The organism is Polynucleobacter sp. MWH-UH25E, from assembly GCF_018687095.1.
Taxonomy (GTDB): Bacteria; Pseudomonadota; Gammaproteobacteria; order Burkholderiales; family Burkholderiaceae; genus Polynucleobacter.
Genome location: NZ_CP061286.1, coordinates 1,600,548 through 1,625,166, shown reverse-complemented (window position 1 = coordinate 1,625,166; position 24,619 = coordinate 1,600,548). Strand labels below are relative to the sequence as shown.

The window sequence follows — 24,619 nt, the reverse complement described above, 5'->3', positions numbered from 1 at the left end:
GCTTAATTCAAAAACAGCTCTTGCAGATTATTGAGGTAGCGAATTCCTAATGCGGTGGCTTTTAGTCTGCTGGGATTTTCATCTAAAAGACCTTTTTTGCTTGCCTCACCAAGGCTTTTGCTCATAACGCTCAAAGGCAAGCCAGTGCGCTCGCTAAAGGTATTGGTATCTACGCCTTCCGTCAGCCTCAAGGTGTTGAGCATAAATTCAAAGGGAAGGTCTTTAGCTTCAATTTCGCGATTTTCAATAAGTGCATTACCTTTGAATTCCATCGCAGTCATATAGGCCTCAGGTTGGCGCTCTCGGACTTGTCGGGTGATTCTATCCGGATAGGAAATTTTGCCGTGTGCTCCTGCGCCAATGCCAATGTAATCGCCAAAACGCCAGTAGTTCAAATTGTGTTTGCACTCTTGATTTTTCTGGGCATATGCAGATACTTCATAACGGTGATAGCCCGCTTTAGTTAGTAGATCTAAATTTTGCTCATAGATCGCATCAATTACATCTTCGCTAGGAAGGTTGGGTGGAAAGCTAGCAAAGTAGGTATTGGGCTCAAGTGTCAGGTTGTAAAAAGACAGATGAGGCGTCTTAAATGAAAGAGCGGTTTCGATATCCGCCTTAGCTAGTTCTAGAGTTTGATTGGGTAAACCGTACATCAAATCAAGATTTACTGATTTGAAGTGCTTCATTGCAATCTGAATTGCGCGCTTAGCTTCTATGCTACTGTGAATGCGACCCAAAGCTTTAAGCTGCTCATCTTGAAAGCTTTGAACCCCGATTGACACTCGATTAATGCCTGCTTTGGCAAACCCAGCGAATTTATCCGCCTCGATAGACCCAGGATTAGCCTCCATGGTGATTTCAGCATCGGGCTCTAAGTTCACGCGAGCACGTATAGCACACAGCAAATGATCCATACCTTGTGCAGATAGTAGGCTAGGGGTGCCGCCGCCAATAAAAATGCTATGAACTTGGCGTCCCCAAGTATTGGGTAATTCAGTTTCAAGATCTGCAATGAGGGCGTTGATATAACGCTCTTCATCAAAACCAGTCTTGCCCTCTTTAATTTGATGGGAGTTGAAATCACAGTAAGGACATTTCTTCTCACACCATGGAAAGTGAACATACAAAGCCAATGGTGGCAATACAGTAAGGCTCACTTTGTTAGGATTTGAGTTAAGCACGGGATTTCAGTTGCGTAATTTCAACTGCTCTATTAGTTCACGTAACGCTTGACCACGGTGACTGATTACATTCTTCTGGGCAGGCTCTAGTTCAGCTGCAGTACAGTTTTGCTCGGGTAGAAAAAAGTGGGAGTCATAGCCAAAGCCATTAGAGCCCGCGGGCTGTTCAATAATTTGCCCATACCAACGGGTTTGCACAATGATTGGCTCTGGATCATTGGCGCTATTAACAAAAACTAAAGCGCAAACATAATGAGCGCCTCGATCCGGCTGATCTTTTAATTCTTGAATCAGTTTTTGATTATTGGCCGCATCGTCACCTTGTTCGCCTGTGTAACGAGCCGAAAGAACGCCGGGACTACCATTTAAAGCATGCGCACAAATGCCTGAATCATCAGCCAGCGCTGGTAGGCCGGATGCTGCGCTAGCATGCCGCGCCTTAGCAAGCGCATTTTCTACAAAGGTGCAGTGAGGCTCTTCTGCGGAAGGAATGCCTAATTCGCCTTGTGGAATCACTTGAAAGTTTAGCGGGGCTAAAAGCGCCTGAAACTCTTTTACCTTGCCAGCATTATTGGAGGCGAGAACCAGTTTTTGCATTGCTTAATTCAATATCAGTTTATTTAAGTGAGTCAATTTGCAATTGTGTGAGCTCTTTGATGCCTTGATCAGCCAAGTCTAATAATGCATTGAGCTCGGCTCTAGAAAAAGCCGCACCTTCAGCAGTACCTTGTACTTCAATCATGCCACCTTTGCCTGTCATGACGACATTCATATCGGTATCGCAAGCAGAGTCCTCGAGGTAATCCAAATCTAAAACCGGCACACCTTGATAAATTCCTACCGAGATAGCGGCAACACTATCGATGATGGGATCTTGTGTTAGGGTGCCATCTTTGAGTAATTGATTGACGGCATCGCGCGCAGCAACATAAGCGCCTGTAATGGATGCAGTGCGTGTACCACCGTCAGCTTGCAATACGTCGCAATCTAGATGAATAGTGCGTTCACCCAAAATTTTGAGATCAAAGACGCTACGCATTGCACGGCCAATGAGGCGTTGGATTTCTTGAGTACGTCCGGATTGTTTGCCACGGGCTGCTTCGCGATCGCTACGAGTATGCGTTGAGCGTGGGAGCATGCCGTACTCAGCGGTAACCCAACCCTCGCCAGAACCGCGTTTATGTGGAGGCACCTTATCTAGGATGCTGGCTGTACACAGAACCTTGGTATCGCCAAAGGCAATTAGGACGGAGCCTTCTGCGTGCTTGGTAAAACTGCGTGAGATTGTTACGGGGCGTAAGTCTTTGGGCTGGCGACCGCTTGGACGGGCAATATTGGCTACGGTGGTGCTACTCATGGCGGGGTCCTAAATAAAGAATCTACAATGTCCATATGATATCGAGCATGACTGGTTATGGCAGCGCTTCTCGCCAAGTCTCCTTAGGGGCTGGGGTGGTCGCAGATCTGCAGGTGGAATGCCGGGCTGTAAATAGCCGGTTTCTGGACTTGGGCTTTCGTCTTCCGGATGAGTGCCGTGCCGCGGAGCCTACCCTCCGAGAAATGACGACCCAAAGCCTTTCCCGAGGCAAAGTGGAGTTTCGGGCTGCTTGGCGCATTAATAATTCGAGCAAACCCAGCGGCTCTGGAGTTGCCCATTCTGAATCCCATGCCTTGGGAGCGATCAGCAAAGAGCGTCTTGATGCACTCTATACCTTGCAAGAGCGTGCTCAAGATATTTTTCCCAAAGCCAGAGAATTGAGCATTGGCGAAATCTTGCGTTGGCCTGGCATTGTTGCTGAGCCTCGTGGCGAAGAAGAGGGTTGGCTTGCTGCGACTATAGAAGCAGGGCGCGCTGCATTAGATGCGCTCATGAAGAGTCGTCAAGCTGAAGGTAAGGCTTTGGTCACCGTGCTTACCAATATCACTACGAAGATGAATCAAATTATTGCCAACATTGAACCCAAGGTTCCTGAGTATGTTGCGCAATATCAAGAAAAACTCACCGAGCGTTTGTCTGAATCTTTGGCTGGTCAAGAATTGGGCAAAGGCATTAGTTCTGAGTTGATGGAGCGCATTCGTCAGGAAGTTGTTCTGTATGCGGTGCGTATTGATGTTGCCGAAGAATTCGCGCGCCTCAAGACGCACTTAAATACGGTCCAGACTGCCTTGGCTGGAAAGGGCCCTGTAGGTAAGAGGCTGGATTTCTTGATGCAAGAGCTAAACCGCGAGGCCAATACCCTCAGCTCTAAGTCAGTTTCCGAAGAATGTACTCAAGCAGCTCTAGAGCTCAAACTTCTGATTGAGCAAATGCGTGAACAGGTTCAGAATCTAGAGTAACCGATCGATATATGACCACTTCAAATTCGACACCATCTTATCAAGGCAGTATGTTGATGATTGTTGCGCCATCTGGTGCGGGTAAGTCTTCTTTGGTAAATGCATTATTGCAAGATGACTCTGCTCTTAAGTTGTCTCTATCAACAACTACTCGCTCACCAAGACCAGGTGAAGTAGATGGTAAAGATTACCGTTTTGCTTCTCAGGAAGAATTCATTGCCGAACGTGACCAAGGTCACTTCTTAGAGTGGGCACAAGTGCATGGTCATTTTTACGGCACATCTAAACCATGGATCGAATCTCAGATGCAGGCGGGTAATGATGTGATGCTGGAGATCGATTGGCAGGGCGCACAACAGATTCGCAAACTGATTCCCTCAGTGCAGTGGATCTTTATTTTTCCTCCATCAATTGAGGCCTTAGAAGAGCGTCTACGTAAGCGCGGACAGGATAACGAGGAAACCATTCAGCGCCGCTTAGCAGCTGCCCATGTGGAGCTGATGCATGCCCATGAAGCGGACTACATCGTGGTCAATGATTCCTTTGAGCAGGCCCTAGTGGATTTAAAGCATATTTTGGCCTCCAGTCGCCTGCGTTCTGGACCTGCCATGGCCCGTAATCCAGCGCTTTTGAGGCGTCTAGGGGTCTAATCGGGTATCCTATCGGTATTGAAGCTAATTTAAGTGAGTTCAGCATGGCCCGTATTACTGTAGAAGATTGCCTTAAAACTATCCCAAACCGTTTTGAACTGGTATTGGCTGCGACTTATCGCGCACGTCAATTAGTTCAAGGTCACTCTCCACGTGTTGAGTCCAGAGATAAAGCTACGGTAGTTGCATTGCGCGAAGTAGCTGCAGGTGCGACTGACCGTGACATGCTGACCAAAGTACCTTTGTAATTTAGGAGTTCCGGTGTGGAGCTCCCTCTAGGAACTGGACCATCAGGGTCTAAAAACACATCGGAATTCGTAGGCGGTTCTACGTCTAAAGAGCAGGCTAGTTTGCTCGATCCAGAATCAAATTTAAAAGCAAACAAGAAGTCCATCATTGCGAGTCTGCTCGCACAATCGAGTCGCCATCTCTTTGGTCCGACTTCAGCTCCTGACCGTCCTTTAAAGCATCAAGTCGTCTCGATTGATGGTTTGCTCTCTAAGTTGAGTTATCTCAAGCCTGAGGAAGTAGCGCAGATAAAAAAAGCGTTTCAGTTTGCCGATGCGGCACATCTAGGTCAATACCGTCACAGTGGTGAGCCCTACATCACGCACCCCGTTGCAGTAGCAGAGCTCTGCGCCACTTGGCGCCTAGATGCCCCGTCTATCATGGCAGCGCTCCTGCATGATGTGATCGAAGATACGGGCAGCACTAAAGCCGATCTTGTTGAAAAGTTTGGCGCCAAAGTTGCTGAGCTTGTGGAAGGCCTTACTAAGCTCGATAAATTGGAGTTCCAAAGCCACGCTGAAGCGCAAGCAGAGAGTTTTCGCAAGATGTTCATGGCAATGGCACGCGATGTGCGTGTGATCTTGGTCAAACTTGCTGATCGCACTCACAATATGCGCACTTTGGATGCCGTACCGATGGCTAAGCGTCGTAGGGTAGCAACTGAAACCATCGAAATCTATGCGCCTGTAGCCCACCGTCTTGGTCTAAACGTCATTTATCGAGATCTTCAAGATCTCAGTTTCCGTTATTCAATGCCAATGCGTTTTAGGGTCATTGAAGGAGCAGTTAAGCGGGCGCGTGGTAATCGTAAGGAGATGGTCGAGAAGATTTTGCAGGCCTCGCGCATGGCCTTTGCAAAAGCCAATCTGAATGTGGATTTACGTGGCCGTGAAAAAACCCTCTACAGCATCTATAACAAGATGCGCACCAAACATGTAAGCTTCTCACAGGTTTTAGATGTGTACGCCTTTAGGGTAACGGTCAGCACCATCGATGAGTGTTACCGAGCATTAGGAATCTTGCATTCTCTATATAAGCCAATGCCAGGCAAGTTTAAGGACTACATTGCCATTCCAAAGCTAAATGGTTACCAGTCCTTGCATACGACCTTGTTGGGCCCCTCTGGCGTGCCAGTGGAGTTTCAGATTCGTACTTCGGATATGCACGCAGTGGCCGAAGCTGGCGTTGCGGCTCACTGGGCTTATAAGGAAGGCTCGCCCGATATGAGCGAAGTGCAAAATCGCGCTCATCAATGGCTGCAGTCGCTGATTGATATTCAGGATAGTAGCGGTGACTCGCAAGAGTTCTTAGAGCACGTCAAAATTGATTTGTTTCCTGACGCAGTTTATGTGTTTACACCTGCTGGGCAAATTCGTGCCTTACCAAGAGGTGCAACGGCTCTAGATTTTGCGTATTCCATTCATAGCGACTTGGGTAACACCTGTGTGGCTGTGAAGATTAATGGCCTGCAATTGCCATTACGCAGTGAACTCAAGAATGGCGACATCATTGAAGTAATTACTTCTGCAAACTCACAACCCAATCCCGGTTGGTTGGCATTTGTTCGTACTGGTAAGGCCAGAGCCTCCATTCGCCACTCACTCAAGACCAAACACTATTCTGAGTCACTTCAGTTGGGTGAGCGCCTCTTAGCTAATAGCCTACGCCAACAAGGTGTTGATGCGGCACTCATTACTCCAGAGATTTGGGAGAAGTTGATGCACTGGACGGGTGATAAAACTCGTGAAGAGGCTTGCGTCAATATTGCTCTAGGTCGTCGTTCGCCTCAAGAGCTGGCCATTCGCCTAAAGATTTTGATTGATGATGAAGGTGGTTCAGAACAAATGCGTCTGGGCGCGGCTGACTGGGTTAATCCGAGTCAAGAGATTGCCCAGCACCAGCGCCAAGCAATCTTGGTAGATGGTCGCGAAGGTAATTCCATTCACTTCCAGTCTTGCTGCCATCCAATTCCAGGCGATAACATCATTGGTTACTTGGGTAAGGGCGAGGGCTTACAAGTTCACACCAATGATTGCCCAGTCGCTTTGCGCATGCTTTCAAAAGATAGCGATAAGTGGGTCGAGGTAGAGTGGGGTAAAGACCTCAATCGCGAATTTGAAGTCGATCTAGCTATTGATACTAAGCAAGGTAAGGGTGTCTTGGCACGTGTTGCAAGCAGTGTGACTGCTGCGGATTCCAACATCATGAATGTATCGATGGAAGATCGTTTTAAAGAAGACTCGGTGACTATTCGCTTTACGATCCAAGTATTTGATCGATTACATCTCTCGAAGGTAATGCGTAGCTTAAGAGCCAATCCTGATGTGATGCGCGTTACTCGTACCCGCGCGCTGTAAGTCTAGCGGCGCAATTATTTACAAATACTGCACGTCCAGAATTTCGATTTCAGTAGGGCCAGTTGGTGTTTGAATGGTGACACAATCACCGAGCCTGGATTTAATTAGGGCCTTAGCAATTGGTGAAACCCAGCTCACATGGTTTTTTTCAAGATCAACCTCATCAACCCCGACAATCGTAATTTCAGTTTCTTTGCCTGCATCTTTACCTTCTAAGGGGGAATAGGTCACGGTTGCCCCAAAAAAGATCTGCTCGGCATCAGCTTCGCCTGATTTTCGGGCAGAATTATCGACCACCACAGCGACTTCAAGGCGTTTATTTAGAAACCGAATCCGCCGATCGATCTCTCGAAGGCGCTTTTTTCCGTAGATATAGTCCCCATTTTCTGACCGGTCGCCATTGCTGGCCGCCCAGTGCACTACCTTTACAACCTCGGGTCTATCAAGGTTTAAGAGCTGTAAGAGCTCGGCTTTGATGCGCTCGTGACCAGCGGGTGTGATGTAGTTCTTCTCTTCCATGGCATAATTATGGCTGTTGCGGCTGTAGCTCAGCTGGATAGAGTACTTGGCTACGAACCAAGGGGTCGTGGGTTCAATTCCTGCCAGCCGCACCACCTCATGCAGGGCCTAGTTGAAAAACTGGGCCCTTTTTCATTTTTGAGCATTTCACGAGGGTTTCTTGCAGATACCTTATAGTTCGTTTATGAGCGTTTCTGACACAATTTCTGCGGATTCTCAACCTTCTGCAAGCCCTATTGCGATTTGGTCGCAGATTGACGCTAACCATGCCAAAGTTGCGCTGAGCGGCGCCATTAATGTATATACCTTGGGTGGTGTCTGGACCCGGATCCGAGATTCGCAAAACGCATGGCTTGCTGGCATTTCAAAAGCGAATCTTGCTCAGGCTGCTCTTACAGTTGACGCTAGCGCTGTCACATCCTTAGATGGTGCGGGCATCGCCTTTTTAATCGGAGTAGAAGAAGCTCAGAGTAAAGCTGGGGCGCAATTTGAGTTGCAAGGTTTAAATAGTCGCTATCAACCTTTGCTACAAGAGTTTGATCCCATCAATAATTTATTTCCTGTTCCAGCTGTAAAAATAAAGCGCAGTTTTTTTGTTAGCACCGGAATGGCTACACAAAATCTGATCGATGATCTGATTGGGCTGGTTACTTTTGCTGGACATATGAGTTCAGATTTGTTTTGGTCATTGCGAAATATCACAAAAGTGCGTTGGGGTGATTTTGTGAATGCTGCGGTTGAAGCGGGGATTGCAGCTCTGCCAATTGTGGGCTTAGTAGCTTTCCTGATTGGTGTAATTCTGTCTTTCCAAGCTGCCATCGGCATGAAACAGTTTGGTGCTGTGTCCTTTGTGGGACCTTTGGCAGCCCTTGGGATTGTCCGCGAGATGGGCCCATTAATTACTGCTATTTTGCTGGCAGGACGATCTTCTGCGGCATTTGCTGCAGAGATTGGCACGATGACAGTCAATAGCGAAGTCGATGCGCTCGTTTCGGGCGGTTTGAGTCCGATGCGTTTTTTAGTTGTACCTAGAGTGCTTGCTGGAATATTGGTAGCACCCATACTGACCTTATACGCTGATATTGTGAGCATCATTGCCTCGATGTGCACAATGCAAATTTATGGTATTCCTTTTGTTAATTTCTATAACGGCATGTTGAGCGCCGTAGATGTAGAGGATATTCTTTCAGGTTTAGTGAAAGCAACCATGTTTGGTGTGGTTGTCTCTGCGATGGGCTGTTTGCGCGGCATGCAAACTGGTACCGGTGCTGCAGCAGTAGGTATCTCAGCAACTCGTGCAGTGGTGAGCAGTATTGTGATGATTGTGTTGGTTGACGGCATTTTTGCTGTCATTTCTTATAAGACAGGTTTCTGATGGATACACCAGCAACCAATCTCAATACTGTCTCCACTCCATATGCCATTGATGTGCAAAACCTTACTGTGGGTTATGGCTCGAATGTGTTGATGAAGGATCTCAATTTCACGGTAAATAACGGTGAGATCTTTGTCATTCTTGGGGGGTCAGGTTGCGGTAAATCCAGTCTTCTCAAAAATCTCTTTGGTTTGTACCAGCCCTTAGCGGGTGATGTTTTGATTGAAGGGCAAAATATCACTAAGGCTCAAGGAGCAGAGCGCCAAAAGATCATGACAAGTTTTGGGGTGATGTATCAACAGGGGGCATTATTCGGCTCCATGAATCTGTTAGACAACGTCACCTTATTTATGCAGGAGTACACCCAGCTAACGCAAGATCAGATGAATTTGCTGGCACGTTGCAAACTCGATCTTGTTGGATTGCTTCCTTACGAATCCTATATGCCTAGTGAGATTAGCGGCGGTATGCAAAAGCGAGCCGCTATTGCCAGAGCAATGGCTCTAGACCCCAAAATCTTATTTTTGGATGAGCCTTCTGCCGGCCTAGACCCGATTACATCGGCAGATCTAGATCAAACCATCATGGACTTATCCAAAAATTTAGGTATTACATTTGTGATTGTGTCGCATGAGCTTGCCAGTATTTATGCGATTGCCGATAAGGTCATCATGTTAGATAAGGGCGCCAAAGGCATTATTGCCGAAGGTGATCCCAAGGTATTGCGCGATACCAGCACCGATCCTCGCGTACATCAATTCTTTAATCGCATTACGACTAAGGACGCAGCATGAGTAATAACTCAAACCCTAACTATTTTCGTCTCGGCGTATTCGTTATTGCCGCGATTGCCGTATTGATTTCGGTAATCTTGATTTTTGGTTCTGGGCAATTATTTAAGAAATCCTTTTATGTTGAGACCTATATCAAGCAATCCGTTACTGGCCTAGATGTTGGCGCTGCCGTCCGCTTTCGGGGTGTCAAGATCGGGCAAGTCAGTTTTATTGGACTCACAGGCGATATCTATGAAAAAGACATACCCTACAACGAACGTCGTCAATACGTTGTAGTCAGAATGCAGATTTTTGGAGAAAACGTCGACGTTAATCAGATTCAGGATTTTGTCAAAAAAGGATTACGTGCTCGTGTTAAATCTATGGGTATCACTGGTGTGAACTACGTTGAGTTCGATTTTTTGCCTAAGACTGCTAGCGAAAACCCAGAATTGCCTTATAGCTGGAAGCCGGAGTATCCCGTAATCCCTGCGCTTCCTAATCAAGCTGATGAAATCATCTCTGGAATTCAAAAGCTGATTGATGGCATGAATCAACTTAATATTGACGGCACTCAGCAAAAGTTTGATCAACTATTAGGCAATCTGAATATCTTGATGGCCGGTGATGGAAAGAATAATCAAGGCCTGATTAATTCTGTTAAAGACTTGAATGTTATTTTGGAGCGTATTGCTAAAGTGACAGATAAAGATGAGCTCAATGTCTTAATGCGCGAATTGGTTGGCACGGTGGTTGCCTTACGTCAAACCGTTACAACAATGCAGGGTGACACGCAGTTAACTATTGAAAACCTGAAGCAAACCAGTGAACAACTCAATGAGTTCTCAAGAATAGCTAGCCAGTCACCATCGAGCATTATTTGGGGTGAGCCCCCAGCCAAAATTACCTTACCTATGAACGGAAATCAAACTCAATCAGGAGTGGCAAAATGATTAACTATCTATTTGCTGGCATCTTAGCTGTTCTTTTGTCTGCATGTTCTTTGCCGACACGTGCCCCTGTAACGCCGGCTAGTTGGTTGGTTGCGCCACAGCGGACTGCTGCACCTCTAAAGCAGCAGAGCGCATACTGGTTGAAAATCGGCTCCGTCAATGTTGCGCCACCATTTGACGGTAAGTCTTTGGTGTATCGCATCAATGATCAACGCTATGAGAAAGACTTTTATAACGTGTATTCGACTATTCCATCAGAGATGATTGGTAATGCTGAGCGTGAATGGATAAATAAATCCAATATTTTTGCAGTAGCTGTTGGTCAAAATAATAGTTTTTTCCCCTATTACACATTACAAGCTACGGTCAATGAGTTTTACGGCGACTATCGTGTCAAGCCAGAGGCGGTTGTCAGCGTAGAGTTTTTCTTAACTACAACTAATGATGGAAAAACGAATCCCTTGCTTGGCTCCAATCGTTATACCAAACGGATTGCGCTGAAAGATAACACCCCAGAAGCGCTGGTATTAGGCCAGCAGCAAGCGCTTGCAGAAATTTTTAAGCAGTACGAAGAGCAGTTATATAAATATGCAGGCAACTTGCCTAAACCTTTAGGAATGTAGGAATATAGAATGATGAAGCAAGGCAACATACGCGCATTAAGCAATTTGCGTACATTTTTAAGTACAACTATCTTGGCCTTAGGCTTGGTTGGGTATGCTCAGGCGCAAAACTTTCCAACTAAACCTATTCGCTTGATTGTCCCTTTTGCGCCTGGTGGCAGTACGGACATCATTGCCCGTGCAGTCGGCGATGCATTAGGTCGCCAGCTTGGTCAACCAGTCATTGTCGAAAACAAAGCGGGTGGGGGCGGCTCTATCGGAGCGCTGGAAGTGATGCGCGCACCTAAGGATGGCTACACCATCGGTATGGCTACTGTGTCCACTACTGCTGCAAATCCTGCGATTAATCCGAAGATTGGTTATGACCCTATTACGGATTTCACAGCGATCAGCAATATCGCCGCAACTCCAAATATCATCGCAGTCAATCCTTCCTTTCCTGCTAAAGATTTCAAAACCTTTATGGCTGTTTTAAAAGCCAATCCTGGAAAGTACTCCTATTCAAGTTCAGGTACTGGTGGAATCGGTCACTTGCAAACCGAATTGTTCAAGAGTCTAGCTGGCGTATACATCGTGCACATCCCATATCGCGGCGCAGGACCAGCACTAGCTGATACCGTTGGCGGCCAGGTCTCAATGATTTTTGATAACTTACCCTCTACATTGCCATTTGTTAAGGATGGAAAATTAGTTCCGATTGTAGTTGCAGCTCCTAAACGCTTAGCGCAATTGCCAAATGTTCCGACATTCTCGGAAGTGGGTTTAGCGCCAGTGAACCGCATGGCGTATTACGGCCTATTAGGGCCGGCAGGCGTACCGAAGGATATCGTTGATAAATACTATGCTGCCCTGAAAGTCGTTGTAGCTGACCCAGCAGTTAAGAAGCGCATTGAAGAGACGGGTTCCATCATCAACGTGAATGGACCAGAAGCCTTCTCAAAAGAGATCAAGGCGGAGTATGTGGTCTATAAAGAAGTGGTAGCAAAACAAAAATTGGCTTTGGATTAAGATCAAAACTAAAGATAAAAATAGCAAAACAAAAGTTGCAACATCAATAGAAATACTGGAGATAGTATGGATTTAGGCATCAAAGGTAAGGTGGCGTTAGTAATGGCTTCTAGCCGTGGTTTGGGTCAGGCTATGGCGGTCTCATTAGCGCGAGAAGGCGTCAAAGTGGCTGTTACCGGACGTAATCAAGAGGGTTTGCAAAAGTCAGTAGAGTTAATTGAGGCTGCTGGCGGTGTTGCCTTAGCCTTAAACTGGGATTTATCCGATTCATCAGTGATTGATGGCTTGGTATCTAAGGTTGAAAAAGAACTTGGTCCTATTGATATCTTGATCAATAACACTGGCGGGCCACCTCCAACACCTGCTGCAGGACAAGATCCAGCCCTGTGGCAAAAAAGTTTTAATGACATGGTCCTCTCACTCATCGCCATTACCGATCGTGTGCTTCCTGGAATGCGTCAGCGTAAGTGGGGCCGCATTATTACGAGCACAACATCTGGCGCGATCGCGCCGATTAAGAACCTAGCAATTTCCAATACCTTGCGTGCTGCATTATTAGGCTGGTCAAAAACTCTGGCTGCCGAGGTTGCTGCTGAAGGAGTTACCGTTAACGTCATCATGCCAGGTCGCGTTGCTACAGATCGTTTGCGTCAATTAGATGAGGCACGCGCTAAGCGAGAAGGCACAAGCTATGAAGATGTCGTTAAAGCTAGCTTGCGTCAAATACCGATGGGGCGTTATGGAGATCCCAAGGAGTATGGCGATGCCGCAGCCTTCTTGGCCAGTCAGAATGCATCTTTTATCACTGGCACCATTATGAGAATTGATGGCGGCCAGATTCAGGCAATTTGATTACTCAGATTCAGAATCTATTGGGCGTTTTGCGGCAAGACCTGCGCTCGAAAGAGCTCAGGTGGTTGCTTGCTGCTTTAGTGATTTCTGTAAGCGCTTTAACGAGCGTTAGTTTTCTAGCGGATCGCATGCATCGGGCGTTTGAGTTTGATGCCCGCCAACTTTTGGCATCTGATTTATTGATCGTAGCGGATCAACCCATTCCCCAGGCTCTGATTGAACATGCTCGGCAATTGGGCTTAGAGACTGCACAGACAACCGTCTTTCCAAGCATGGCCAGCAGTAACAAACAAAGTAAGTTGGCCTCCATTAAAGCAGTTAGCCCGACTTATCCCTTACGAGGATCTTTAGGCATCTATCCGATGGGTACCGAATCTTCCAAGGAAGCACTTCAAAAGCATGGGCCATCAGCTGGTACTGTTTGGGTTGAACCAGCCATACTCCGAAACTTACAAGTACAACTGGGAGATGAACTTCGTTTAGGGGATCGCCAATTTCAGATTACGGGTGTATTGGTTAAAGAGCTCGATCGAGGTGCTGGGTTTATGAATTTTGCGCCACGCGTCATGATGTCTTTAGATGATTTGCCATCAACTGGCTTGGTGGGAGCAGGAAGTCGAGTGACTTACCGCTTATTACTAGCGGGTTCTGACAATGCCATCGCCAACTATCGCGAATGGGCGGATCAATCGATACAGGCTCAAAATTTACGTGGCATTCGTATTGAGACACTCGAGAATGCGCAACCGATGATGCGTAAAACCCTTGAAAGGGCAGAGCAGTTCTTATCCTTGGTTGCCTTACTCACTGCCATGATTTCTGCGGTAGCAATCGCTTTATCCGCAAGACGCTATGCAGTTGGTCAAGCAGACGTATGCGCAACCTTGAAATGCTTTGGTGCCACCAAAAGAACCATTTTGAAAAAACAGTGGATTACGATGTTGTCCTTAGGTTCGTTGTCTGCAATCTTGGGATCCATCATCGGCTTTCTCGCACAAGAAATGCTGATACAAGTATTGAGCAATCTATTAGTCGCTTCATTACCAAGCCCATCTGCGCTTCCTGTTCTTTGGAGTACGGCATTCACCTGGGTCTTGCTCTTTGCTTTCGCGGGGTCACCATTGTTAAGTCTTTCCTCTGTATCGCCAATGCGTTTGATACGAAAAGAGTTTGAGTTTGCTGGTATCTCTACACTTTGGGTATTTGTGCTGGCTCTAGCCAGCTGCGCCACATTGATTGTGTTGGTAGCGCGTGATTGGAGGCTAGCGCTTTGGGTAGGGCTAAGCTTTATTGGAGCATTGTTAATTTTTTCTTTGTGCGCTCGTATTTCTCTGTGGCTTATTTCGAAAATCTCAATGCGTCAATTTGCTACGCGCTTCGCCTATACAGCGATGGAGCGACGTTCTGGCTTTGCTGTAATGCAGATAAGTGCACTAGGTATTGCCATCATGGCCATTCTGCTGATCTTCTTATTAAGACAAGACTTGCTAAATGCCTGGCGTGGCAATATTCCCCAAAATGCACCCAATCGTTTCATGATTAATGTGCAAGAGGATCAGAAGGTCAATCTAGCTAAGCTCATTGAATCCTCGGGTGCCCCTAAGCCTGACTTTTACCCCATGGTCAGGGGTCGCTTGGTTCAGGTCAATGGTGTTGATATTTCACCTGGCAGCTATTCGGATGAGAATGCAAAGCGTTTAGTTGATCGCGAATTTAATTTGTCCTATACAGATCAATTACCAGCAGGCAATCGCATCTTGTCGGGAGAATGGATTTCAGGTGATCAGCCACAAATTTCAATTGAATCAGGCATTGCTAAGACCTTAAAGCTAAAGCTTGGTGATCAATTGACTTATGAAGTTGCCGGTGAGACGGTGATTGCACCCATAACTTCCATTCGTAAATTGGATTGGAGTTCAATGCGTGTGAACTTCTTTGTCATCATGCCCCCAGCGTTGTTGCGATCGATGCCGCAATCATGGATCACTTCTTACTATCAGGCACCCAATTTGGATGGTTTAGATTTTCAGATTAACCAAGCCTATCCCAATGTCACTACGGTGGATGTCTCGGCATCTTTACAGCAGATTCAAGATGTGCTGAATAAGCTGTCCACGGCATTAGGTTTGTTGTTCATTTTTACGCTAATGGCAGCGATTCTGGTGTTAATGACCGCCATGGCTGCTACGCAAGATGAACGCTATCGCAATGCTGCTTTATTGAAGGCTATTGGGGCATCCCAAAAGATGCTCAAGCAGATTGCAATAACAGAGTTATTCATCATTGGAGCGGTTGCAGGCTTACTGGCTGGCATTTCTGCAGGAGCGGCTGCGTGGTGCTTAGGTCGTTATGTAATGGATATTGAATTTAACGCTTTTGCCCAATCTATTACTTTAGGTCTTGCCCTCGGTGTAGGCGCCACCATGTTGGCAGGATTTCGCTTTCAGCAGCGCATTCAAGGGGCTACAGCAGTGCAATGTCTGCGTGAGTGCTAAGGATGTCGTTAAGAGAGTTTGACTAGATTCTTTGGTAATTCAACCAATCTAGAGTTTGCCAATCTGTCTGGAAAGCTTTGACGCAAAGAAGCGCTCCGTCTATCCAAAAATATGCTCAGCGGCCAGATGAATAAAGCAACGGTAAATAGCATCTCAATGATTTGCCATTTCTCCAGATGAAAGATCCATTGCAAGAATACGCAGGGGACAATCCACAGGGAGCCATAGACATATCGCCAAATTGCTTGACGTCTAGAGAGATTAAAGCCATTTGCGCCAATCATACGAACACGCCAAGTCTGCATTGCTAGTGTTTGACCAGATTTTGTCCAATACCAAACAAAATAAATCCCCAGGACAGAGTACAAATACAAAAAGGTCAACCAGCTAGGTAAGGAGACGCCAAAAAGAATGCCAAGTCCTAAATTCGGAACTAGAAAAGTAAAGGCAATAACGCCCAGCAATACAAGTTGTTCGTAAAGACAGCAAGAGACACGACGCCAAAACTGAGGTGCGGGTAATGCATTTAATTCAGCAGGCGTCATTGATAGGGCGCTTATTGATTGTCAGTGGTACTTGGTGCTGCTGGAGTTGTTGACGGGCCGCTCTCAGGTGTGCTTGCTTGAACAGCTCGCGGACTTGGTGCTGCAGGAGGTGGAGTAGTTTCGCGTTGAATAGCGTGTTGTTGTAAGGTGGGCGCGCTAATCGCGTTTGGCTTTTTCTTAGTTTCCATCTCCGCTAATTTCTTTTTCTGCTCATCGCTGAGTTTTTGATAGGCGCTCCATGCCTCTGCTTTTTTCTCAGCAGGAAATTTCAAGCTAGTAAGATAGTTTTCGCGCGCAATGCGACGATCGCGTTGAGAGAGATTGGACCAGCTGGCCATACGGGATTGCAGACGATCTTGATCGGCAGGCGCCATCTTCGGATAGAGATTTGCTACATATATCCACTTTTTACGACTATCGGGCAGCATGTAGTCCCAGTCGCTCTCTAGCGGAGCTAGCGTCTTTTGTTGGGTAGGGCTCAAGCTATCCCAAGTTCCATCTGGAGCCTTGGTAGGAATTGCTGCAGTTTTCCCATGCGAAGGATTTGCGCTTTGCGCATAAACATTTGTTGCGTTAAAGACGAACAATGTCAGCGCAGTTGCCATCATGGCTTTGCTAGCAATGTTCTTCATATTTGTATCTAACTAAGCGATCATGACCAAGCTTATTTGCTTGGTGATAGTTCGCTAGATGAGTCTTCGGAATCGGAGAGTGGGCCGTTTTTAAGGAAGGCCATAAATCCGCTATCAGCATAGGCATCTGGTGGTACATCATCTGTGAGCAATGCCGCATCTACTTCAGCGATATCGTTGATGCGAGACTCGTTTTGCCATTGAGCAATGCCGATTAGTCCGAATACCAGCACCACTATTGGTGCTACCCAACTGAGAGTGTCCCAAAGATTGTTGGAGGATTTGAAGCTACCGGTCCAATTTCCGGATGTGCCAGCTAGGGTTGAGGCCTTGACTTGCACCTTCTCTGGCTTGCGGACGGCTAAAGCCTTTTTACGTGCTTCATACAGGCGATCTTTAATATTGGCAGGCAGGCTTTGAGCTCCCTCGCTCAAAAGGGCTGCGCTAGCGCGACCAAATTCATCGACTTGTACTGGGCTGAGGGTTTCATCAAGGTGCTTCACAGGGTAATTCCTTTTAATTTCAATGCTTTAGCTAAAGTTTGCGTTGCTCTAGAGCAATGCGTTTTGACGCTGCCTTCACTGCAATTCATGGCTTTGGCGGTGTCGGTAATGCTTAGCTCATCCCAATAACGCATCAGGAAGGCTTCTCGTTGACGTACAGGTAATTTAGCGATTTCTGACTCCAAAGCCTGTAAAAGCTGACTCTTTTCAAGCTGTTTTGCCCCGTCTTGGTGAATTTCACTGTCATCAGGGGCTGAAAGTGACTCTAGGGGGTCAAAATCGTCGTTTTCTTCTGCTTTTCTGCCCATGCTGGAGAAGAGGGTTACCCAGGCATTTCGGACCTTTTGACGACGAAACCAGTCATGAATTCGGTTTTGCAGGATGCGGGTGAACAGCAAGGGTAGTTCAGCCGCAGGTTTGTCCCCATACTTTTCTGCCACCTTAATCATGGCATCTTGAACGATATCCATTGCAGCGTCGTCGTCACGCACGGCATATACCGCTTGCTTAAAAGCACGCTGCTCGACGCTGCTGAGAAAGTCGGATAGTTCTTGGGCGGATGCCATGCAGTCGATTACACCTGAATCATTCAGAATTGGGTCATTTTAGGGGATTGCTATAGAATATAGGGCTTACTACCTAGATTCTCATTTACGAAGTGGTTTTTCCGGTAGCAGCGCCGTTCGAACTCAGGCCATAAGCAGGGGATAGAACAGACCAAACAATTTTTTGCCGAAAATTGCAAAGGACGAAAGAAAATGAATACAAGCAGCGCCGAATTTTTAGCTACTAAAGCTAACAAAGACTCAGCCAATACAAATGCCGTAGCAGCGCCTCCAGAAATGATTGGTGCTGAAATGCTCGTGCATGCACTGCACAAAGAGGGTGTTGAATACGTTTGGGGTTACCCAGGCGGATCCGTTCTCTTTATCTACGACGAAATTTTTAAACAAGATAAGTTTGAACACATTTTGGTTCGCCATGAACAAGCAGCAGTTCATGCAGCTGATGGCTATGCTCGCGCAACCGGTAAGGTTGGCGTTGCATTAGTGACATCGGGCCCTGGTGTCACGAATGCGGTTACTGGTATCGCTACTGCATATACTGATTCGATCCCATTGGTGATCATCAGCGGTAACGTGCCGACGTATGCAATTGGTGAAGACGCATTCCAAGAGGCCGATACTGTTGGTATCACTCGCCCAGTGGTAAAGCACAACTTCCTAGTGAAGGATGTCAAAGATTTGCCAATGGTGCTGAAGAAGGCCTTTCACATTGCACAGACTGGTCGTCCCGGTCCAGTGTTAATTGATATTCCAAAGGATGTATCTGCTGCGAAGGGTCCTTTCGTATATCCAGAGACTCTGGAGATGCGCTCTTATAACCCTGTAGTTAAGGGCCATAGCGGTCAAATTCGTAAAGCCATCGCTTTATTGCAAGAAGCGGAGCGTCCATACATCTACACTGGTGGCGGCATCATTCTTGCTGACGCAGCACCAGAGCTCAAAGAGTTTGCGGATTTATTGGGTTACCCAGTAACCAATACCCTGATGGGTCTTGGTGGCTTCCCAGGCACCAGCCCGCAGTTTCTTGGCATGTTGGGTATGCATGGAACATACGAAGCCAATATGGCAATGCAACATAGTGATGTGTTGATTGCAATTGGTGCACGCTTTGATGATCGCGTGATCGGTAACACTGCGCACTTTGCAAGCCATCCACGCAAAATCATTCATATTGATATTGATCCATCCGTTATTAGCAAACGGGTGAAAGTCGATGTGCCTATTGTTGGTAATCTCAAGGAAGTGTTGATTGAGATGACTGCTCAGCTCAAAGCTGCTGGTCCACGCAAGAACGGCGATAAAGTTGCTGCCTGGTGGGATCAGATCAATGAGTGGCGCAAGAAAGATTGCTTGAAGTATGACGAGGCTTCACAAATTGTTAAGCCCCAGTATGTAGTTCAAAAGCTTTGGGAGCTCACAGGTGGCGATGCATTCATTTGCTCTGACGTTGGTCAGCATCAAATGTGGGCTGCTCAGTTCTATAAATTTGATAAGCCACGTCGTTGGATTAACTCTGGTGGTCTAGGCACCATGGGTGTTGGTTTGCCATACGCCATGGGCATCAAGAAAGCATTTCCTGAAAAGGATGTTTTCACGATTACGGGTGAAGGCTCGATTCAGATGTGTATTCAGGAGCTTTCAACTTGTAAGCAGTACGACACTCCAGTGAAGATCGTGTCATTGAATAACCGTTACCTCGGTATGGTTCGTCAGTGGCAAGAATTGACCTATAACAAGCGCTATTCCAGTTCCTACATGGACTCTTTGCCTGATTTTGTGAAGTTGGCGGAAGCCTATGGACACGTTGGCATGCGCATTGAGAAAAAATCTGATGTTGAGGGCGCGCTCAAAGAAGCTATTCGCTTAAAAGATCGCACCGTATTCATGGATTTCCAGACCGACCCAGAAGAAAACGTTTGGCCTATGGTTCAAGCGGGCAAGGGTATTACTGAAATGCTTTTGGGTAGTGAGGATCTGTAATGCGACACATTATTTCTGTACTTATTGAGAACGAACCAGGTGCTTTATCTCGTGTGGTTGGCTTGTTCTCAGCTCGCGGATACAACATTGATACCTTAAGTGTTGCGCCAACTGAAGATCCATCACTTTCTCGCATGACGATCGTGACCTTTGGTTCTGACGATGTCATTGAACAAATCACCAAACACTTAAACCGCTTAGTGGAAGTGGTGAAGGTGTTTGATTTGAGTGAAGGCCCTCATATCGAGCGCGAACTTATGATGATCAAAGTTCGTGCGGTAGGCAAAGAGCGTGAAGAGCTCAAGCGTACAACCGATATCTTCCGCGGCCGAATTATTGATGTGACTGACAAGAGCTACACCATTGAATTAACTGGTGATGGCGCTAAGTTGGATGCATTTATTGATTCGATTGATCGTGCATCTATTCTAGAAACCGTGCGTTCAGGCGGATCTGGTATTGGGCGCGGCGAGCGTATTTTGAAAGTCTAATTTTTAAACCGATTTATTACTCTAATAACGATATTTTTCAACAGAAGGAAACAGCATGAAAGTTTTTTACGATAAAGACGCAGATTTGTCCCTCATTAAGGGCAAGAAAGTCACGATCATTGGTTACGGTTCACAAGGCCATGCACACGCATTGAACCTTAAGGATTCTGGTGTAAATGTGACTGTTGGTTTGCGTAAGAACGGCGCTTCCTGGAGTAAAGCTGCAAATGCAGGTTTGACTGTTAAAGAAGTTGCTGAAGCTGTTAAAGACGCTGATGTAGTCATGATGTTGCTGCCAGATGAGCAAATCGCTGACGTGTACAACAAAGAAGTGCATAGCAATATCAAACAGGGTGCTGCACTCGCATTTGCTCATGGCTTTAACGTTCACTACGGTCAAGTTCAGCCACGCGCTGATTTAGACGTGATCATGATTGCTCCAAAAGCTCCTGGACATACTGTTCGTGGCACATACTCACAAGGTGGTGGTGTTCCCCATTTGATCGCTGTATACCAAGATAAATCTGGATCTGCACGTGACGTAGCCTTGTCATACGCAACCGCTAACGGTGGCGGCCGTGCCGGCATCATTGAAACCAATTTCCGTGAAGAAACAGAAACTGACTTGTTCGGTGAACAGGCCGTTCTCTGCGGTGGCGCAGTGGAATTGATCAAAGCAGGCTTTGAAACTTTAGTTGAGGCTGGTTACGCTCCTGAGATGGCTTACTTCGAGTGCTTGCATGAGCTCAAGTTGATTGTGGATTTGATCTATGAAGGCGGTATCGCTAACATGAACTACTCAATCTCTAATAACGCCGAATATGGTGAGTATGTAACTGGCCCACGCGTAGTTACTGAAGATACTAAGAACGCAATGCGTCAGTGTTTGAAAGATATTCAGACTGGTGAATATGCAAAGAGCTTCATCTTGGAAAACAAGGCTGGCGCTCCAACATTAATCTCACGTCGTCGTTTGAACGCAGAGCATGACATCGAGGTAGTTGGTGCGAAATTGCGCGCCATGATGCCTTGGATTGCGAAGAACAAGTTGGTTGACCAGACCAAGAACTAAGCATTCATTAATAGAAGTAATTTAAAAGGCTCAGAACAAAGATGATGTATCCCCATCCCATTATTGCGAAAGAAGGTTGGCCTTATTTGGCTTTAGTGGGAGTGGTGACTCTTCTGGTTCACCACTTTGGCGGCATTGCATGGTCTTGGCCTCTCTGGATCATCTTTGTCTTTGTTCTGCAGTTCTTCCGCGACCCCCAGCGCATTCCAGCGCTAGGTCGTGATTTAGTTCTATCTCCTGCAGATGGTCGTATCGTAGTTGTTGAGACTGCAAATGACCCGTATGCTGGTCGTGAAGCGCTGAAGATCAGCGTGTTTATGAACGTATTTAATGTGCATTCCAATCGCAGTTCTGTAAACGGCTTGGTAAAAGAAATTCAATATTTCCCTGGCAAATTTGTGAATGCTGATTTGGACAAAGCCTCTACCGAGAATGAGCGCAATGCTGTCGTGATTGATGCTAACGGTCAAACCATCACTCTCGTGCAAGTAGCCGGTTTAATTGCACGCCGTATTCTTTGTTACATCCATGTTGGTGATCGCCTAAAAGCGGGTGAGCGTTATGGCTTTATCCGCTTTGGCTCACGTGTGGATGTATATTTGCCTTTGACTGCAGAGCCATTGGTAGCTGTAGGTGATAAAGTATTCGCAACGAATACTGCTCTGGCACGTGTGCCAGGCTTAGATTGATTTATTTCATTCAACGGAAAATACTTTGACTACATTTCGCCGTCGTGGTCGCATCAATCGCAGTCGCATTAATTCACGTCGACATGGCTCGAATGAAGGGCAATGGGCTGAGGCATTGGGTGATGATCTCGATTACGAAGTAGAGGAACTTCTACCCGAAAAGCCACGTTTGCGCAGCAAAGGTATTTATTTATTGCCGAACGCATTTACGACGGCAGCTTTGTTTAGTGGATTCTTCGCCATTGTTAATGCGATGAATGATCAATTCCAAGTGGCTGCTATCGCGATCTTCGCATCGCTCGTGCTCGACGGAATGGATGGCCGTGTTGCTCGCATGACCAATACGCAAAGTGCGTTTGGCGAGCAATATGATTCTCTCGCAGATATGGTTTCTTTTGGTGTTGCTCCCGCATTGGTTGCTTATGAGTGGGCGCTGAAGGATTTGGGTAAGTGGGGCTGGTTGGCTGCATTTACGTATTGCGCTGGCGCTGCTTTGCGTCTGGCTCGGTTTAACGTTAATACTGGCGTAGTAGATAAAAAGTTCTTCCAAGGGCTTCCTAGTCCAGCGGCGGGCGCACTCATCGCTGGATTTATTTGGCTGGCGGATGACAATAAGATCCCGGTGCGGGATTCCGCAATTCCATGGATTACTTTCTTTATCGCCGTTTATGCTGGCTTGACCATGGTGTCCAATGCACGCTTTTATAGCGGTAAAGCCTTGGATGTTCGCTACCGAGTGCCATTTGGGGTGATGGTCTTGTTAATCCTGACCTTTGTATTAATTTCCTCGAATCCGCCGCTGACCTTATTTGGTTTATTCGTTGTCTACTCCATATCAGGCTATGTCATTTGGGCATGGGAACGCCTCAGCGGTAAACGTTTTAGCTAAAACCCTATTTTTGGGGTATAGTAATTCCATGTTGATGAATTTCTCACTTTTAAATGGTCTTCTTCTGCTAGCACTAAGCCTTAAGCTTGGGGCGGGTAAGGCCTGAGTTGATGAGATAGAGAGCATCCATTAACCACCAATACCAGCCCCAGCAAATTGCTGGGGTTTTTGTTTTTTGAATGCAGTACACGAGATATTAAGTAAAACCGGAGAGTAGTGATGAGCGACAAAGTAATCATTTTTGACACCACCTTGCGTGATGGTGAGCAATCCCCTGGCGCGTCGATGACCAAGGACGAGAAGGTACGTATTGCTCGTCAACTTGAGCGTTTAAAGGTGGATGTGATTGAAGCTGGATTTGCTGCAAGCTCTGAGGGTGACTTTCAGGCAATTTCTGCCGTAGCTGCCGCAGTCAAGGATTCAATCGTGTGCTCATTAGCTAGAGCGAATGACAAGGACATCACCCGCGCCGCCGACGCATTACAAGCTGCGAATGCCAAGCGTATTCATGCCTTCTTGGCTACCAGCCCATTACATATGGCTGTCAAATTGCGCATGTCTCCAGAAGAGGTATTGGAGCAAGCTAAACGCTCGATTCGTTTTGCTAGAAACTTAGCATCTGATATTGAATTTTCTGCAGAAGATGGATATCGCTCAGAGATGGATTTCTTGTGCCGAGTTGTAGAGGCGGTCATTAATGAAGGTGCTTCAACCATCAATATTCCCGATACAGTTGGTTATGCAACACCAGAGTTATATGGTGAGTTCATTAAGACATTGCGTACACGTGTGCCGAATTCAGATAAAGCTGTTTGGTCAGTGCATTGTCATAACGACTTAGGTATGGCAGTGGCTAATTCATTGGCGGGTGTGAAGATTGGCGGCGCTCGTCAAATCGAGTGCACCATTAATGGCTTAGGCGAGCGCGCGGGCAATACTGCATTGGAAGAGATTGTGATGTCATTGCGTACTCGCAAAGATTACTTCGATGTGGTTTGTGGTATCGATGCAAGTCAAATTGTTCCCGCTTCCAAATTGGTTTCTCAAATCACGGGTTTTGTGGTTCAGCCAAACAAGGCTGTTGTTGGTGCGAACGCCTTTGCGCATGCCTCTGGAATCCACCAGGACGGTATTTTGAAGAATCGAGAAACCTACGAAATCATGCGTGCTGAAGATGTGGGTTGGACAACCAACAAGATCGTCTTGGGCAAATTATCAGGGCGCAATGCATTTAAACAACGCTTGCAAGAATTGGGTATCACCGTAGAAGCTGAAGCGGATTTAAATGAAGCATTTACCCGCTTTAAAGCTTTAGCTGATCAAAAGGCAGAGATTTTTGATGAGGACATTATCGCCATCATGTCCGATGCAGCCGCTGCTGAAGAGGGCGAGTTTTTCCAATTCATTTCGTTGAATCAGCATTCTGAAACAGGTGAGCGTCCTAAGTCTCGCATCACCTTCCGCATGGGCGATAAAGAGGTGAGTTCTGAGGCCGAAGGCAATGGACCGGTTGATGCCAGCTTGAATGCCATTGAAGAAATTGCTAAGAGCGGGGCAGAGCAGTTGCTGTACTCTGTTAACGCGATTACTTCAGGCACTCAGTCACAAGGCGAAGTAACGGTGCGCTTGTCAAAAGGCGGACGCATTGTGAATGGCGTGGGCACAGACCCTGACATCATTGCTGCTTCTGCAAAGGCGTATTTGTCAGCCTTAAACAAGCTACATGATCCAAGTCAGGCAAAGCTAAATGCTCAAATGACCCCCTAAATAACCATAAGTTATTGATTTATATAGTATTTATGTGAAAAGGCTGCCAATAGGGAGCTTTTTCGCTTTAT

General features: G+C 46.6%; 25 protein-coding genes and 1 tRNA gene. 18 read left to right on the top strand and 8 right to left on the bottom strand.

Annotation, left to right across the window (positions count from 1 at the left end):
- Positions 1 to 2 precede the first annotated feature (2 nt).
- Genes hemW through rph form a run of 3 tightly spaced genes read right to left on the bottom strand, consistent with a single transcriptional unit; the run spans position 3 to position 2,541 of the window.
- Positions 3 to 1,184 carry a radical SAM family heme chaperone HemW gene (gene hemW / locus ICV39_RS08485; protein WP_215389658.1) on the bottom strand — a complete coding sequence of 394 codons (1,182 nt, stop codon included), beginning with the start codon at positions 1,182 to 1,184 and terminating at the stop codon, positions 3 to 5.
- Positions 1,185 to 1,190: 6 nt separating this feature from the next.
- Complete coding sequence (gene rdgB / locus ICV39_RS08480) at positions 1,191 to 1,781, bottom strand: RdgB/HAM1 family non-canonical purine NTP pyrophosphatase (RefSeq protein ID WP_215389657.1); 591 nt, start codon at positions 1,779 to 1,781, stop codon at positions 1,191 to 1,193.
- A gap of 19 nt (positions 1,782 to 1,800) precedes the next feature.
- Positions 1,801 to 2,541: a ribonuclease PH gene (gene rph, locus ICV39_RS08475; RefSeq protein ID WP_215389656.1), complete on the bottom strand. Its 741-nt coding sequence runs from the start codon at positions 2,539 to 2,541 to the stop codon at positions 1,801 to 1,803.
- Between the two features lie 35 nt (positions 2,542 to 2,576).
- Here rph and ICV39_RS08470 point away from each other — a divergent pair, with 35 nt between their 5' ends.
- Genes ICV39_RS08470 through ICV39_RS08455 form a run of 4 tightly spaced genes read left to right on the top strand, consistent with a single transcriptional unit; the run spans position 2,577 to position 6,816 of the window.
- Positions 2,577 to 3,521 (top strand): YicC/YloC family endoribonuclease, encoded by a 945-nt coding sequence (locus ICV39_RS08470; protein ID WP_215389655.1) that lies wholly within the window; start codon positions 2,577 to 2,579, stop codon positions 3,519 to 3,521.
- A gap of 11 nt (positions 3,522 to 3,532) precedes the next feature.
- On the top strand, positions 3,533 to 4,171 hold the full coding sequence (gene gmk / locus ICV39_RS08465) for a guanylate kinase (RefSeq protein WP_215389654.1): 639 nt from the start codon (positions 3,533 to 3,535) through the stop codon (positions 4,169 to 4,171).
- A gap of 44 nt (positions 4,172 to 4,215) precedes the next feature.
- On the top strand, positions 4,216 to 4,419 hold the full coding sequence (gene rpoZ, locus ICV39_RS08460) for a DNA-directed RNA polymerase subunit omega (RefSeq protein ID WP_173955625.1): 204 nt from the start codon (positions 4,216 to 4,218) through the stop codon (positions 4,417 to 4,419).
- 15 nt (positions 4,420 to 4,434) lie between these two features.
- Entirely contained in the window at positions 4,435 to 6,816 is a 2,382-nt protein-coding gene (locus tag ICV39_RS08455) for a bifunctional (p)ppGpp synthetase/guanosine-3',5'-bis(diphosphate) 3'-pyrophosphohydrolase (protein ID WP_371816534.1), read from the top strand.
- A gap of 18 nt (positions 6,817 to 6,834) precedes the next feature.
- On the opposite strand, the gene greB is transcribed toward ICV39_RS08455, so the two are convergent.
- Positions 6,835 to 7,335 (bottom strand): transcription elongation factor GreB, encoded by a 501-nt coding sequence (greB, locus tag ICV39_RS08450; RefSeq protein WP_215389653.1) that lies wholly within the window; start codon positions 7,333 to 7,335, stop codon positions 6,835 to 6,837.
- 18 nt (positions 7,336 to 7,353) lie between these two features.
- On the opposite strand from greB, the gene ICV39_RS08445 reads away from it, so the two are divergent.
- The 8 genes from ICV39_RS08445 (at position 7,354) to ICV39_RS08410 (ending at position 15,414) form a co-directional block, all read left to right on the top strand.
- A tRNA-Arg gene (locus ICV39_RS08445) sits at positions 7,354 to 7,430 on the top strand.
- Between the two features lie 89 nt (positions 7,431 to 7,519).
- The gene (locus tag ICV39_RS08440) at positions 7,520 to 8,710 is read left to right on the top strand and encodes an ABC transporter permease (protein WP_215389652.1); all 1,191 of its coding nucleotides are present in this window, start codon (positions 7,520 to 7,522) and stop codon (positions 8,708 to 8,710) included.
- Entirely contained in the window at positions 8,710 to 9,504 is a 795-nt protein-coding gene (locus ICV39_RS08435; protein ID WP_215389651.1) for an ABC transporter ATP-binding protein, read from the top strand. Before ICV39_RS08440 ends, ICV39_RS08435 begins: the two co-directional genes overlap by 1 nt.
- Positions 9,501 to 10,436 (top strand): MlaD family protein, encoded by a 936-nt coding sequence (locus ICV39_RS08430; RefSeq protein WP_215389650.1) that lies wholly within the window; start codon positions 9,501 to 9,503, stop codon positions 10,434 to 10,436. The genes ICV39_RS08435 and ICV39_RS08430 overlap by 4 nt, the downstream gene beginning before the upstream one ends.
- On the top strand, positions 10,433 to 11,059 hold the full coding sequence (locus ICV39_RS08425) for a membrane integrity-associated transporter subunit PqiC (RefSeq protein ID WP_215389649.1): 627 nt from the start codon (positions 10,433 to 10,435) through the stop codon (positions 11,057 to 11,059). The genes ICV39_RS08430 and ICV39_RS08425 overlap by 4 nt, the downstream gene beginning before the upstream one ends.
- A gap of 12 nt (positions 11,060 to 11,071) precedes the next feature.
- The gene (locus tag ICV39_RS08420) at positions 11,072 to 12,067 is read left to right on the top strand and encodes a tripartite tricarboxylate transporter substrate binding protein BugE (RefSeq protein ID WP_215390964.1); all 996 of its coding nucleotides are present in this window, start codon (positions 11,072 to 11,074) and stop codon (positions 12,065 to 12,067) included.
- Between the two features lie 66 nt (positions 12,068 to 12,133).
- Positions 12,134 to 12,919, top strand: a complete 786-nt coding sequence (locus tag ICV39_RS08415) for an SDR family oxidoreductase (RefSeq protein WP_215389648.1) — start codon at positions 12,134 to 12,136, stop codon at positions 12,917 to 12,919.
- On the top strand, positions 12,916 to 15,414 hold the full coding sequence (locus ICV39_RS08410) for an ABC transporter permease (RefSeq protein ID WP_215389647.1): 2,499 nt from the start codon (positions 12,916 to 12,918) through the stop codon (positions 15,412 to 15,414). The genes ICV39_RS08415 and ICV39_RS08410 overlap by 4 nt, the downstream gene beginning before the upstream one ends.
- An 8-nt stretch (positions 15,415 to 15,422) precedes the next feature.
- Here the strand turns inward: ICV39_RS08410 and ICV39_RS08405 are convergent, their stop codons facing one another.
- The 4 genes from ICV39_RS08405 to ICV39_RS08390 are packed head-to-tail and all read right to left on the bottom strand — an operon-like array spanning position 15,423 to position 17,660.
- Positions 15,423 to 15,959 (bottom strand): RDD family protein, encoded by a 537-nt coding sequence (locus ICV39_RS08405; RefSeq protein WP_215389646.1) that lies wholly within the window; start codon positions 15,957 to 15,959, stop codon positions 15,423 to 15,425.
- A gap of 11 nt (positions 15,960 to 15,970) precedes the next feature.
- Positions 15,971 to 16,591: a DUF3106 domain-containing protein gene (locus tag ICV39_RS08400; RefSeq protein WP_215389645.1), complete on the bottom strand. Its 621-nt coding sequence runs from the start codon at positions 16,589 to 16,591 to the stop codon at positions 15,971 to 15,973.
- A 32-nt stretch (positions 16,592 to 16,623) separates the two neighbouring features.
- Positions 16,624 to 17,094: a DUF3619 family protein gene (locus ICV39_RS08395; protein ID WP_215389644.1), complete on the bottom strand. Its 471-nt coding sequence runs from the start codon at positions 17,092 to 17,094 to the stop codon at positions 16,624 to 16,626.
- Positions 17,091 to 17,660 (bottom strand): RNA polymerase sigma factor, encoded by a 570-nt coding sequence (locus ICV39_RS08390; RefSeq protein WP_215389643.1) that lies wholly within the window; start codon positions 17,658 to 17,660, stop codon positions 17,091 to 17,093. The genes ICV39_RS08395 and ICV39_RS08390 overlap by 4 nt, the downstream gene beginning before the upstream one ends.
- A 192-nt stretch (positions 17,661 to 17,852) precedes the next feature.
- Between ICV39_RS08390 and ICV39_RS08385 the strand changes: the two genes are divergently transcribed.
- The 6 genes from ICV39_RS08385 (at position 17,853) to ICV39_RS08360 (ending at position 24,548) form a co-directional block, all read left to right on the top strand.
- A complete protein-coding gene (locus ICV39_RS08385; RefSeq protein ID WP_215389642.1) occupies positions 17,853 to 19,640 on the top strand; it encodes an acetolactate synthase 3 catalytic subunit in 1,788 nt (595 codons plus the stop codon).
- Positions 19,640 to 20,131 (top strand): acetolactate synthase small subunit, encoded by a 492-nt coding sequence (gene ilvN, locus ICV39_RS08380; RefSeq protein WP_011902903.1) that lies wholly within the window; start codon positions 19,640 to 19,642, stop codon positions 20,129 to 20,131. The genes ICV39_RS08385 and ilvN overlap by 1 nt, the downstream gene beginning before the upstream one ends.
- Positions 20,132 to 20,186: 55 nt before the next feature.
- Positions 20,187 to 21,203, top strand: a complete 1,017-nt coding sequence (gene ilvC / locus ICV39_RS08375; protein ID WP_215389641.1) for a ketol-acid reductoisomerase — start codon at positions 20,187 to 20,189, stop codon at positions 21,201 to 21,203.
- A gap of 41 nt (positions 21,204 to 21,244) precedes the next feature.
- Positions 21,245 to 21,892, top strand: coding sequence for a phosphatidylserine decarboxylase (locus ICV39_RS08370; protein ID WP_215389640.1), 648 nt, complete (start codon positions 21,245 to 21,247; stop codon positions 21,890 to 21,892).
- Between the two features lie 25 nt (positions 21,893 to 21,917).
- Positions 21,918 to 22,781, top strand: coding sequence for a CDP-diacylglycerol--serine O-phosphatidyltransferase (gene pssA, locus ICV39_RS08365; protein ID WP_215389639.1), 864 nt, complete (start codon positions 21,918 to 21,920; stop codon positions 22,779 to 22,781).
- 219 nt (positions 22,782 to 23,000) lie between these two features.
- Entirely contained in the window at positions 23,001 to 24,548 is a 1,548-nt protein-coding gene (locus tag ICV39_RS08360) for a 2-isopropylmalate synthase (RefSeq protein ID WP_215389638.1), read from the top strand.
- Positions 24,549 to 24,619 lie beyond the last annotated feature (71 nt).